This is a genomic window from Bacteroides sp. QWL-09 (genome assembly GCF_058683585.1).
In genome coordinates this window covers 2,670,731-2,684,066 of sequence record NZ_CM178748.1, presented here as the reverse complement: position 1 = coordinate 2,684,066, position 13,336 = coordinate 2,670,731, and the positions used below count along the sequence as shown (strand labels likewise).

11 protein-coding genes are annotated in these 13,336 nt (G+C 44.6%); 5 read left to right on the top strand and 6 right to left on the bottom strand.

Translation table 11 applies throughout. The features are described 5' to 3' along the window. Positions 1 to 311 precede the first annotated feature (311 nt). The 4 genes from AC4PG5_RS10660 to xerD all read right to left on the bottom strand — a co-directional run bounded on the left by AC4PG5_RS10660 (position 312) and on the right by xerD (position 5,881). The gene (locus tag AC4PG5_RS10660; RefSeq protein ID WP_492028867.1) at positions 312 to 1,850 is read right to left on the bottom strand and encodes a YifB family Mg chelatase-like AAA ATPase; all 1,539 of its coding nucleotides are present in this window, start codon (positions 1,848 to 1,850) and stop codon (positions 312 to 314) included. A gap of 77 nt (positions 1,851 to 1,927) precedes the next feature. After that, a complete protein-coding gene (locus AC4PG5_RS10655; protein ID WP_492028866.1) occupies positions 1,928 to 2,974 on the bottom strand; it encodes a DUF4369 domain-containing protein in 1,047 nt (348 codons plus the stop codon). Positions 2,975 to 3,088: 114 nt separating this feature from the next. After that, positions 3,089 to 4,783 carry a tetratricopeptide repeat protein gene (locus AC4PG5_RS10650; protein ID WP_492028865.1) on the bottom strand — a complete coding sequence of 565 codons (1,695 nt, stop codon included), beginning with the start codon at positions 4,781 to 4,783 and terminating at the stop codon, positions 3,089 to 3,091. Positions 4,784 to 4,933: 150 nt separating this feature from the next. Then, on the bottom strand, positions 4,934 to 5,881 hold the full coding sequence (gene xerD, locus AC4PG5_RS10645; protein WP_492028864.1) for a site-specific tyrosine recombinase XerD: 948 nt from the start codon (positions 5,879 to 5,881) through the stop codon (positions 4,934 to 4,936). Positions 5,882 to 5,955: 74 nt separating this feature from the next. Between xerD and aroQ the strand changes: the two genes are divergently transcribed. The 5 genes from aroQ to AC4PG5_RS10620 are packed head-to-tail and all read left to right on the top strand — an operon-like array spanning position 5,956 to position 10,116. Continuing rightward, a complete protein-coding gene (gene aroQ / locus AC4PG5_RS10640) occupies positions 5,956 to 6,384 on the top strand; it encodes a type II 3-dehydroquinate dehydratase (RefSeq protein ID WP_492028863.1) in 429 nt (142 codons plus the stop codon). A gap of 26 nt (positions 6,385 to 6,410) precedes the next feature. Next, the gene (gene pyk / locus AC4PG5_RS10635; RefSeq protein WP_492028862.1) at positions 6,411 to 7,868 is read left to right on the top strand and encodes a pyruvate kinase; all 1,458 of its coding nucleotides are present in this window, start codon (positions 6,411 to 6,413) and stop codon (positions 7,866 to 7,868) included. A 10-nt stretch (positions 7,869 to 7,878) separates the two neighbouring features. Beyond that, positions 7,879 to 8,517, top strand: a complete 639-nt coding sequence (locus tag AC4PG5_RS10630; protein ID WP_492028861.1) for an O-methyltransferase — start codon at positions 7,879 to 7,881, stop codon at positions 8,515 to 8,517. 40 nt (positions 8,518 to 8,557) lie between these two features. Continuing rightward, complete coding sequence (gene rbfA, locus AC4PG5_RS10625) at positions 8,558 to 8,890, top strand: 30S ribosome-binding factor RbfA (RefSeq protein WP_492028860.1); 333 nt, start codon at positions 8,558 to 8,560, stop codon at positions 8,888 to 8,890. After that, positions 8,887 to 10,116 carry an FtsX-like permease family protein gene (locus AC4PG5_RS10620; protein ID WP_492028859.1) on the top strand — a complete coding sequence of 410 codons (1,230 nt, stop codon included), beginning with the start codon at positions 8,887 to 8,889 and terminating at the stop codon, positions 10,114 to 10,116. The genes rbfA and AC4PG5_RS10620 overlap by 4 nt, the downstream gene beginning before the upstream one ends. A gap of 182 nt (positions 10,117 to 10,298) precedes the next feature. Here the strand turns inward: AC4PG5_RS10620 and AC4PG5_RS10615 are convergent, their stop codons facing one another. Continuing rightward, positions 10,299 to 11,309: a 2-oxoacid:ferredoxin oxidoreductase subunit beta gene (locus tag AC4PG5_RS10615; protein ID WP_492028858.1), complete on the bottom strand. Its 1,011-nt coding sequence runs from the start codon at positions 11,307 to 11,309 to the stop codon at positions 10,299 to 10,301. 3 nt (positions 11,310 to 11,312) lie between these two features. Next, a complete protein-coding gene (locus tag AC4PG5_RS10610) occupies positions 11,313 to 13,163 on the bottom strand; it encodes a 2-oxoacid:acceptor oxidoreductase subunit alpha (RefSeq protein ID WP_492028857.1) in 1,851 nt (616 codons plus the stop codon). Between the last annotated feature and the right edge of the window lie 173 nt (positions 13,164 to 13,336).

The following is a 13,336-nucleotide window of genomic DNA, read 5'->3' as shown; positions in this document are numbered from 1 at the left end:
TTTCATGCAATGAAACTAGAAGTTCCCTTGGGCGAAACTTTTGTTTCGTCCTAATGAAACTCCGTCGTCGTCCATAGAAACTAAAAGGAGTGCCGTGGATGGCGAAAATCGCCCATAAGCAGATGAAAAAAGCGAAGTGACAGCAACTGGATCTATCACCGATCTGCAACACCCATCTGCAACACCGTATAACCGCTAACAGTCAGACGATTAACAGCGGTTTGGTGGCAGATGGCAGATCGAATGCGAAAAAAAAGTCTAGGGAGAAGTAGAATCAGTGAAAAGAGAACAGAACTGAAAAAAGAGAAGTTTCAACCCGCCCAATTGTCGCGATCTAGATTCCGGTAACTGATGGCCTCGGCCAAGTGGGGCGAGCGCACACGCTCGGAATGATCCAAATCGGCAATGGTACGTGCCACCTTCAAGATGCGATCGTAGGCTCTGGCCGATAGGTTGAGACGGTTCATCGCACTTTTAAGCAAAGTGAGTCCCTCGGCATCGGGACGGGCATAGGTTGCCAGCAGGCGACTGGTCATCTGGGCGTTGCAATACACCCCATCGAAAGCGGCATAACGTGCCTCTTGAATCTTTCGGGCTTCGATGACTCGCTCGCGAATGGCCGTGCTCGACTCCCCTTCGTGCTGGTTGGAGATCTCATCGAAGGAGACGGGAACGATCTCGATCTGGATGTCGATCCGGTCGAGCAACGGACCGGAGATGCGGTTGAGGTATTTCTGTACTTGTCCCGGGCTACAGACGCAAGCTTTGGTGGGGTGGTTATAGTAGCCGCAGGGACAGGGGTTCATGGAGGCCACGAGCATGAAGCCTGCCGGATAGTTGACGGTGCTCTTCACACGGGAGATGGTGATGCAACGGTCTTCGAGGGGTTGTCGGAGGACTTCCAGCACGCTTCTGTTGAACTCAGGCAGTTCGTCGAGGAAGAGAACGCCGTTGTGCGCCAGACTGATCTCACCGGGTTGAGGGAAGCTTCCTCCGCCAACCATGGCCACTTGCGAGATGGTGTGGTGAGGGTCGCGAAAGGGACGTTGGGAGATGAGGGAGGTGTCGCCCTCCAGTTGCCCCGCCACGGAGTGGATCTTGGTGGTTTCGAGGCTTTCGCCGAGCGACAGAGGAGGAAGGATGGAGGGCAGACGTTTGGCCATCATCGACTTGCCACTGCCGGGTGCGCCGATCATGATGAGGTTGTGTCCGCCGGCGGCAGCGACTTCGAGGGCGCGTTTCACGTTCTCCTGACCTTTGACATCGGCAAAGTCGAAGTCGAACGTGGCTTGTTGGCGATAGAACTCGTCGCGGGTGTTGACGATGGTGGGTTGCAGGGTGATCTCGTCGTTAAAGAATTGGATCACCTCTTTGATGGTGGTCACCCCGTAGACGTCGAGTCGGTCGACAATGGCAGCTTCGCGTGCATTCTTCTTAGGAACGATGAAGCCTTTGAATCCGAGTTCGCGAGCTTTGATGGCAATGGGAAGGGCGCCTTTGATGGGGCGGATGGTACCGTCGAGGCTCAACTCGCCCATCAACAGATAATGCGACAGCTTGTCGGCACGGATGGTTTCGTTAGCGCCTAAAAGTCCGATGGCCAAGGGAAGGTCGTAGGCCGATCCTTCTTTGCGGATATCAGCAGGCGCCATATTGACCACTATATTCGTCGTCGGCATTTTATATCCGCTCACTTGTAAGGCGGAGATGATCCGTTGGTGACTTTCCTTGACGGCGGAATCGGGAAGTCCCACGAGATAGAACATGCAGCCTCGTGTGCTGTTGACCTCTATGGTAATAAGAGTTGCTTCAATGCCTTGAACAGCAGCTCCAAACACTTTTATTAACACGGTTTCTTTATTTTTTTTTGATCGCTATGATTCTGTTCGTTCATCTTGATCGGCCAAAGAACCGGTTAGGCAGCGGACTACTTCTTTTTAGTCTTGGAGTCGTCTAGTAGTTGCTTAATCTGTTTCTTCAACGCGTCGCCCCAAAGGTTACGAGCTAAGATCTTGCCCTCGGGTGAAAGGATGACGGTCATCGGCAGACGGTCGACGGCAAAGCGTCGGATCACTTCCGAGTTCAGGCCACCGAAGTCGCACACTTGTTTCCAAGTGAGAGAGTCTCTCTTGATGGCTTGCGTCCATTGGGCTTTATCGGTATCGGCGGAGATGCCCAATAGGGCGATCCCTTTCTGATTCTTATACTGGCGATGAAGGGCTTTCAACTCTTGATTGGCTTTTGCATTGTCGAGGCTATCGCTCCATGACGACCAGAAGTTGATCAGGAGGAGCTTTTGTTTAAAGGCGTCGGACGACCGTGAGAAACGTTCACCTTTCTGGTCAGGGAGACTGAAATAATATGCGTAACGATCGACTGAAGCACTGCTCTGATCGGTTAGCTTGGCATCGATTTGCGACCAATAAGGGGTATCTTGCAGATAACCGGAAAGTTGTTTGAGTAGTGCTCTCAACTGTTCGGGATGATCGTATGGCTGCTGTACGAAATAGCGGTCGATGAGGTAAAGAGAGACTAAAGAGGCGGGATGATCTTTGATGAACGCCTCGGCTTTTTGTTGTCCGATCGAATCGTTGCGATGAGCTGCTTCTAATCCTTGGCAGAAGGCGGTATATTCGTCGTTTAAGGCATTACCGGTAGCCGATAAGCCCGTGGCTAAGTCGCCGGTACCTGTAACGGTAATCTCGTCTCCTTTATTGAAGAACAACGGGTATTCTACTTTTTGGTCGAGCAGCAGAAGACCATAGGTCAACGTGTCGACCTCGATCCGCTGACTGAAGCGTCCATCGGAAGCGATAATGGTATCTACTCGATCGTAAGTGCCATCTCCACTATAGAGCAAAAGAGTGTCGTTGGTCAATCCTTTGATCTCGCCCTGAAGCATAAGCCCTTGAGGCGACTGGTGACAAGAGGTCAGCCCGATAATAACCAACAACCAAAAAGCAAGATTCTTCATTGTTCAATTTCTTTTTTGCGAAATTACATCTTTTAGCTATAAAAAAAAAGAATTGCTTATCATTTTACATGACAAGCAATTCTTGTGCGTTTATTTAGTGAGTCGAATCAAGTCTTACTTGATGATACCCATAAATTCTGCGTTAGTGAAATATTTAGCAAACTCTAGATCAGTAGCTGCTTTCTTAGCCAATGATGCGTCTTTAGCAACAGCGCTCTTCAAGCTGCTGGTTACCATAGAAGAGTTGTTTGTTCTAGCACCTAATACAGCCATCAAATAGTCTGTATAAGCATCTGCTCTTTCAACACCGGCCAAAGTTGTTTTTGCTTTGTTGTAATCTTTAGCCAAAATCTGAGCCAAAGCAGCACTGTTAGTCTTAGCATCGCCAAAAGCAGAAACCGCTTTGTCGTATTGACCTTGAGCCACGTAAAGGTTACCCATTGATTCGTTCAAGTGTTTAGAACCTGCAGCTTTACCAAATGCAGCTTCAGCAGCAGCTTTGTCACCCTTAACCAATGAAACCAAACCTAAGTTCATGTAAACTTCAGGAGTAGCGTTTACGCTAGCAGCTTTCTTCAAATAAGATTCAGCCTTGTTGATCTCACCGGCTTGGTAAGCCAATTTACCTAAGTTATTATAACCACGGTAGTCGTTAGGGAATTGTTTAGTTGCTTGTGCATAGATCGCTTCTTGCTTAGCAGCATCGTTAGTCAATGTTGCAGCGTAAAGCAATTCTTCTACGTTCAATTGAGAAGGATCTGATGCAGCTAACTTAGTGATTTCTTCGTCAGACTTACCGATAACGTTGTAGTTCAAAGTCAAACGTGAACGACGCAATTGTGGTAAAATGTCTTTTGCAAGTGTTCCGTAAACAGAAGAGATGTTTTTGATCTCTTGTTCTCTTTGAGCAGGATCTTGGTACATAGAAAGTACGCGTAAGATCAACTCTTTATCTTGGATGTCTGATTTAGAAACCAATTCTTGGAAACCATCCCAGTCTTGAGCAGTGTATTTAGAATCTACAGCAACGTCAAGTTTAGATTTCTTCAAGTTCTTAGCCAACAATTTAGCAGTGTTACCTTCACGATCTTCTGCCAAACCTGTGTTCAACTTAAGACCACCATCAGGAGATGCGTATGCAGAAACTTCGATGTTAGAGATTTCTTTGTTAGCAGCGTCTTTTACATTTGCAACTTCGTTGTTGAATGCTTTAGCTTTCTTCAATTCGCTTGAACGGATGTTAGCTTGTTGAATCAAGAACATAAGACTTTCGTCATGTTTTTCTTTGATGATACGTTGGAAAGCGTCTTCACCCAATGCAGGGTTAGCGTTACCCAAAGTATTGCCAAGTAATTCAGAAGTAGAGATCACACCATCAGCAACCTTAACGGCTGGGATAGTAACGACTTTCTTACCAACTTTAGCTTTGAATTCTAGATACAATTCAGATTTTGCCATTTCTGGAACATAATCGAAAGAGGTTTTCATCGTGTAGCTACCACCTGCTTTGTAAGAGATGGCTTGATCATTACCTTCAACTTTTTCACCTTGGAATACAGCGCTTTGACCTCTAGATTCACCACCATTCCATTTCAACACCGGAGTCACTTCGACTACAGCTTTCTTGTTGAAATACTTTTCAGGGAACTTACCGTTGATGGTTGCAGGAACTTTACCACCTACTGCCTCCAGAACTTGCGGAGTTACCGTGAAATAATCTGATGATAATTCACCCATTTTTTTGCTGCACGAAGAGAATAGTGCAACGACCATTGCCATGAGTAAAGGCAAATACAACTTCTTAGTCATTTTAGGTATAAATTAAATGTTTGTAATTGAAATATCGTTTGTTTATCAATAAGTTCTAGCCTTAAATTATGTAAAACATAACGCAAAGATATTAAATCTAAATTATCCGCTTTAATTTTTCCCCGATTTTATCATTATTTAATGAAATAACTACCCTCTATGTGGGGTATAATCGATATTTCTGGGGTGATGTTCAATAATTTCACTCCGAAGCATCTCGCGATCGATATGCGTGTAAATCTCAGTGGTGACGATCGACTCGTGCCCCAGCATGCATTGTATAACTCGCAGATTGGCACCGCCTTCAAGGAGATGAGTCGCAAACGAGTGACGAAAGGTGTGGGGACTGATGGTCTTAGTGATGCCGGCCACTTCAGCCAATTCTTTAATCAAATGGAAGATCATGATCCGCGATAAAGCCTTTCCTCGTCGATGGCTCACAAACACAAAATCTTCATAGTCTTTTTTAACTTCAATCTGATTACGGTCGATGAAATAGAGCTTTAGCTCGTTGATGGCGCGACCGGAAATGGGAACGAGCCGTTGCTTGCTCCCCTTACCTTCGACCTTGATGAACCCTTCATCGAAATAAAGGTCGGAGAGTTTCAGGTTAACGAGTTCTGAAACACGTAGTCCACAACTGTATAGGGTTTCGAGAATCGCTCGGTTGCGCTGCCCTTCGACTTTACTCCGATCAACGGCGGCAATCATGGCATCAATTTCTGCCAGACTCAGCACTTCGGGCAACTTAAAACCAATTCGGGGCCCTTCCAGCAGTTCACTCGGATCGGCTTCAATCTTATCGGAGAGAATCAGAAAATAGAAAAACGATTTGATTCCCGAGATGATACGGGCCTGAGAACGGGCCGAAATACCAATATCGTGAAGCCCGGCGACGAAACGCTGAAGGTCGGCATAACACACTTCAAGCACAGAAATACCCTCCAAAAGAAGAAAACTGAGCAATTTATCTAAGTCGGTCAAATAAGCGTCAATTGTGTTTGGTGAAAGGGATTTCTCGAGTTTTAAATAGACCTTGTACCTATTTATTATATCCCCAACCTCTTCCTTCTTTTGTTTTTTTTCATTGATTTCCATTTCTTTTTTCTAACTTTGCAGCTTGAAATAATGTTCTTTTGAAACAAAGGTATTAAAAAAAGCACGAAAAAGGCATGAAAATACAGATTATTAACGGGCCGAACATAAATATGCTGGGGAAACGTGAACCTTCTATTTATGGGAGCGTTTCTTTTGAAGAGTATTTGATTGATTTACGGAAAACTTACCCAAATGTAGAGCTAGCCTATTATCAATCGAACATCGAAGGTGAATTGATTGACTGTATTCAAAACGTAGGATTTGAATACGATGGGATTATCCTCAATGCCGGGGCTTATACGCATACCTCGATTGCGTTGCAAGATGCCATCCGTTCGATCCCCTCACCCGTCATAGAAGTCCATATCTCGAACGTACATAGCAGAGAACCTTTCAGACATCAATCGATGATCGCTTGTGCTTGCAAAGGGGTGATTTGCGGCTTTGGGCTAAATTCTTACAGACTAGCCTTAGAGGCTTTATCGGATATTGTTAACAAGTAAATAAATATATAAATAGGTAAAAGAATATGTTATTGAAACAGACTAAGATTGTCGCTTCCATTTCCGACAGACGTTGTGAGGTGGATTTTATTAAACAGTTGTTTGAGGCCGGAATGAACGTTGTTCGTATGAATACTGCTCATGCGAGTCGTGAAGGCTTTGAAACATTGATAGCCAACGTACGTAGCGTTTCTAACCGTATAGCCATCCTTATGGATACTAAAGGTCCGGAGGTTCGTACTACAGCTTTGGAAGAACCGATCCCTTATAACATCGGAGATCAGGTGAAAATCGTCGGCAATCCCGATGTGACTACAACTCGTGAATGCATCGCTGTTTCATATCCTCTTTTTGTGAATGACCTTAACGTGGGCGGTATCGTCTTGATCGATGATGGCGACTTGGAACTTGAGGTGATCGAGAAACATGAAGATCATCTGCTTTGTGTCGTAAAGAACGAAGCAACTTTAGGCAGTAAGAAAAGTGTCAATGTTCCCGGTGTTCGCATCAACTTGCCTTCATTGACTGAAAAGGATCGTAATAACATTCTTTACGCTATTGAAAAAGATATCGACTTTATCGCTCACTCTTTCGTTCGTAACAGACAAGACGTTTTAGATATTCGCGAGATCTTGGATGCACACCAAAGCGACATCCGAATCATTGCAAAAATTGAGAACCAAGAAGGTGTAGATAATATCGACGAGATTATCGAAGCTGCCGACGGTGTGATGGTTGCACGTGGTGACTTGGGTATCGAAGTGCCTCAAGAACGTATCCCGGGCATCCAACGCATGTTGATTCGCAAATGTATCTTGGCGAAGAAGCCGGTTATCGTAGCGACTCAGATGTTGCATACCATGATCAATAATCCTCGTCCGACTCGTGCTGAGGTGACTGATATTGCTAACGCCATCTATTACCGCACTGACGCGTTGATGTTGAGTGGAGAAACGGCTTATGGTAAATATCCGGTGGAAGCTGTAAAAACAATGGCTAAAATTGCGGCTCAGGCTGAAAAAGATAAATCGGAAGAAAACGATATTCGTATTCCGTTGGACGAAAACAGCAATGACGTGACTGCTTTCTTAGCTAAACAAGCCGTTAAAGCAACGTCTAAATTGAAAATAAGAGCCATCATCACCGATAGCTTCAGCGGACTTACAGCTAGAAACTTAGCGGCTTTCCGTGGAAAATACCCGGTATTGGCCATCTGTTACAAAGAAAAAACCATGCGTCATTTGGCTCTTTCATACGGTGTGGAAGCCATCTATATGCCGGAATTGGCTAACGGACAGGAATATTACTTCGCTGCACTACGCCGCTTAGTTAAGGAGGGTCGTTTACACCCAACAGACATGGTTGGTTATTTGAGTAGTGGTAAGGCGGGTACAAGAACCTCATTCCTCGAAATTAATGTGGTTGACGATGTGTTGAAGCATACCGAAGAAACAGTGCTTCCAAACAACAATCGCTACCTATAAGCATAGAGCAATGAAAGAGGTTGAAACGATAGACGAGTACATTTTAAACCATATCGACCCCGAAAACGACTATCTAAAGGCGCTCTATCGGGATACGCATGTCAAACTACTCCGTCCGAGAATGGCTTCGGGCCATCTGCAAGGCCGGATGTTGAAGATGTTTGTCGAGATGATTCAACCCAAACAGATCCTCGAGATCGGAACCTATAGCGGATATTCCGCCCTTTGTTTGGCCGAAGGCTTAAAAGAGGGGGGAATGCTCCATACGTTCGAGATCAACGACGAGCAGGAAGATTTCACTCGTCCTTGGTTGGAGCAGTCGCCTTATGCCGATAAGATTACGTTTCATATTGGCGACGCCCTCGATCTGGTTCCCTCTTTGGGAGTCGTTTTCGATCTGGCTTTTATCGATGGGGACAAGCGAAAATACATTGAATATTATGAGATGACCTTAGCCCATCTGTCGGATGGGGGGTATATCATCGCCGACAATACCTTATGGGACGGACATGTCATCGAAACGCCCCATGCCAATGATCATCAGACGATCGGCATCCAAGCGTTCAATGACCTCGTGGCGAACGATCAACGTGTAGAAAAAGTCATCCTTCCGTTAAGAGACGGATTAACAATTATCAGAAAGAAATAGTGTGGGAATTGTACTCACACTAGGATTATAAGCATTCATTATGGAAACAACAAGACAGAACAAAATAGCTCGTTTACTACAGAAAGAACTGAGCGAGATTTTTTTGTTACAAACAAAAGGTATGCCGGGTACTCTAGTATCGGTTAGCGCTGCACGTATCAGCCCCGACATGAGTATTGCACGTATCTATTTAAGCGTATTCCCTTCGGAAAAGAGCGAGGAGATCGTGAAGAATATTAACGAAAACATGAAATCGATCCGCTATGAGCTTGGTGGCCGTGTACGTCATCAGTTGCGCATCATCCCTGAACTGAAGTTCTTCGTTGACGACTCTTTGGATTATATCGAAAAGATCGATTCTTTATTAAAGTGAACCTTCCCTTTTACATAGCACGACGTTATCTTTTCTCTAAAAAGAAACACAATGCCATTAATGTGATCTCCGGAATATCGGTCTGCGGGGTGACTTTAGCCACTCTTGCGCTAGTCTGTACGCTATCGGTATTCAACGGTTTTCAGGATATGGTTTCGAACTTCTTTACGGCGTTCGACCCTGAACTGAAGATTACGATTCGTGAAGGTAAGGTGTTCGATGCAAACGCTCCACAGATCAAGCAGATTTGTGGATTACCGGAGATTGCCGTCGCCACACAAACACTCGAAGAGAATGCCATGGTGCAATACAAAGATCGCCAGGCTATGGTCGTGTTAAAAGGAGTGGAAAACAACTTCCAACAACTGACTTCTATCGACAGCATCCTTTATGGTGCCGGAACATTCATCTTACAAGACTCCATTGTACCGTATGGAGTAATGGGAGGCGATTTGGTCTCGACGCTAGGCACAGGTATAGAGTTTGTCGATCCGCTTGAGATCTTTATTCCTAAGCGGAACGCTAAGGTCAACATGGGCAACCCGTCTGCCTCTTTTTCAAAAGATTATCTCTTCTCACCGGGCGTTGTCTTTGTGGTGAACCAGCAGCAGTACGACAGCCATTATATCCTCACCTCGCTTCAGTTCATCCGCAGCTTACTGAATTATGAGTCGGAGGTTTCAGCCTTGGAATTGAAGCTAAAACCAACAGCCAATATCGATAAGGTAAAAGACCATATTAAACAAATCTTGGGAGAGGATTTTCTTGTACAGGATCGCTATGAACAGCAAGCCGACGTCTTTAAAATTATGAAGATCGAGAAGCTCATCTCTTACCTCTTCCTGACGTTTATCCTAATGATTGCCTGCTTCAATGTGATCGGTTCGTTGTCGATGTTGATACTCGACAAGAAAGAGGATGTGATGACCTTACGGAATCTTGGAGCGAACGATCAAATGATCTCGCGCATCTTTCTCTTTGAAGGGTGGCTGATCTCTTTGTTCGGAGCTATATCGGGTATTGTCTTGGGGCTCATTCTCTGTTTCGCCCAACAAAAGTTTGGCTTTATCTCACTCGGCAATGGAAATAACGCCTTTGTGGTGAATGCCTATCCGGTCAGCGTAGAATTCGGTGATGTCGTCTTGATCTTCCTGACGGTTTTGTTGGTGGGGCTATTATCGGTATGGTATCCTGTACGCTATCTAAGCCGCCGCTTACTCCAATAAACACCCTTCTCATACGATTTATGACTGGCAAGACGTCCTAAAAAATTAGGACAGACTGTGATAACCATCGACTGTGCGCCTAAAAACAGATTAATAAAAGGTCCCGTCAAGAGACGGATAAAAAAAAACTGTGCCAGCCTCAATGACTAGCACAGTTCTATATTCAAGTTCAATAATCCGGTTTACTTCACTTCCCAGATATCGTTAGTCATCAGCAATTCTTGGAAATTATGATATTTCTTCTTTCCTTTGACTTCTTCGATCTGTGCCTCAACAGATTCATCGTAAGTTGGTGCTTCAACATCGCGAATAACGCCCAATGCGATAGGATAATCAGGACCTTCCATCAAAGCTAATTTCATCTGTAGGGTATTGTCCATACAGTGTGCATCGTGGATAAGAATATCTTTCTCAGTCACTCCGTTTTCACCAAGTTTCACCACTTTCAAACCGAATCCTTCCTGCATCAAACCGAACTCTTTATTCTCTCCGAACAACATCGGTTGACCATGTTCAAGGTAAATCGCGTTCTTAGCACGACCTTCTTTCGTCGCTACCGTTTCGTGAGTACCATCATTGAAGATGACACAGTTTTGCAGAACTTCGACAACAGAAGCACCTTTATGAGCGGCAGCAGCCTTCAATACTCCGACAGAAGCAGCACCATCGACCGCAACACAACGAGCAAAGAATCGACCACGTGCTCCAAAAGCAAGCTCAGCCGGACGGAACGGATCTTCTACCGTACCATAAGGAGAGGTCTTGCTCACGAACCCTCTAACTGATGTTGGTGAATATTGTCCTTTGGTTAATCCATAAATACGATTGTTCAATAGGATCATATTGAGGTTGATGTTACGACGTACGGCATGAATGAAGTGGTTACCACCAATGGCCAAACCATCGCCATCACCTGAGATTTGCCAGATTGTTAAGTTTGGATTAGCCACCTTAACTCCTGTTGCAATGGCTGCCGCTCTACCATGAATGGTATGGAAGCCGTAGGTGTTAACGTAATAAGGCAAACGAGAAGAACAACCAATACCGGAAATAACAGCCATGTTATGAGGTGCTACTCCTAATTCTCCCATTGCTTTATGAAGTGAGTTAAGAAAGGCGTGATCGCCACATCCCGGACACCAACGTGGTTGTCCGAATTTATAATCTGCTGCAGTATATTTAGTTTCACTCATATCTTATTCCTCCATAAGTTTAGTAAATGCATCTATCAATTCTCTCGTCACAAATGGTTGTCCTTTGACTTGATTGTACTGGCTAATATTCAATCCGGGCACTTTCATACGAAGATAACCGGCAAACTGACCAAGGTTCTGTTCAGCAACCACCACTTTCTTATATTTCTTAAGCAACTCTGCCGTATTTTTAGGAAGAGGATTAATGTATTGGAAATGAGCTAAAGCGACTTTCTTTCCTTGACGACGCATATAGTCCATTGCTAAACGAAGGTGTCCATAAGTACCACCCCAGCCTACGATCAATAAATCTGCATCTTCGTCGCCCAAAATCCCTTGTTCAGGAATAAAGTCGGCGATCTTATCCACTTTCGCTTGACGAAGCAAGGTCATCTTCTCATGGTTATCCGGATCTGTTGAGATCACACCGGTCTCATTACACTTCTCTAGACCTCCGATACGATGCATAAATCCTTCAGTACCCGGAACAGCCCAATAGCGTACACCTGTTGCCGCATTACGCTGGAACGGTGTCCATGTACCGGCCATGCCAGGAGTGACATAAGGAGGTTTAATGGCAGGATATTCTTCTAGGTTAGGCAACTTCCAAGCTGCAGAACCATTCGCAACAAAAGCATCGGTCAGCAGCACCACAGGAGTCATGTGTTCCAAAGCAATCTTAGAAGCCATATAAGCAGCATCGAAACAATCGGTTGGAGAAATTGCAGCGATCACAGGCATCGGACTTTCACCGTTACGACCATACAATGCTTGCAACAAGTCGGTTTGTTCCGATTTGGTTGGAAGACCGGTTGACGGACCACCACGTTGCACATTAACCACCACCAAAGGGAGTTCGGCAATCACAGCCAAGTTCATCGCTTCGCTCTTCAAACAAACACCAGGTCCCGAAGTTGTAGTGACAGCCATCGCCCCTGCGAATGATGCTCCTACAGCCGACGCACAACCAGCGATTTCATCTTCACACTGAACGGTTTTAATGCCAAGCGATTTATGCTTAGCCAACTCATGTAAGATATCTGTTGCCGGAGTAATCGGATAAGAACCTAAGTAAAGTTGTAAGCCAGCTTTCTCTGCTGCAGCAATAAGACCGTAAGCCGTCGCTTTATTACCGTTAATATCGGTATAAAATCCTTTTGATTTTTGATCAATGCTTTCAATCTTATAAGTCGATACACAAGCATGTGTATTGGCACCATAGTTATAACCATCGTTCAAAACCTTAATATTAGCTTCGGCAATGGCAGGCTTCTTTGCAAATTTCTCGCGCAACATTTTTTCTGCTGCACTAAGATTACGATTAAACAACCAGCAAACCAGACCTAGTGCAAACATATTTTTACAACGAAGGATAGATTTATTGTCTAATCCGGAGTCTTTCAAACTCTCTTTACACATCGAAGAGATGGGTACCTCAAGTACTTCTTGACGAATACCTAATTCTTCAAAAGGAGAATCAGTAGAGTATTTGGCTTTCTCCAAATCTTTTGCCCCAAATGAATCAGAATCAGTGATCACCAAACCTTGTGACTTACAATACTTAATCTGAGTCTTAAGAGCAGCAGGGTTCATCGCTACCAACACATGGCAACGGTCACCCGGAGTGTAAATCTGTTTGGCCCCCACATGAATCTGAAAACCGGAAACCCCTGTTAACGTCCCTTGTGGAGCACGAATATCAGCCGGATAATCAGGGAATGTACAAATATCATTTCCTACAATCGCGGACACGTTTGAGAAGATGTTACCAGCCAATTGCATACCATCGCCGGAATCGCCGGAGAAACGTACAACGACTTCCTCCAATTCTTTAACCATCATTTCGTCTGCCATAATTTCAATTCATATATTAAATTATAAAAACAACTTGCTTATGTTAACGCTACAAAGGTGGGAAGGTTAATCGAATTTTCAAAATGAAAAAAGAGTTATTATTATCTATATATTAAGGTTTTGAACCAACATTACAGAATAGTCAAAAATTACTCTTGTGAAATCCATCGAAA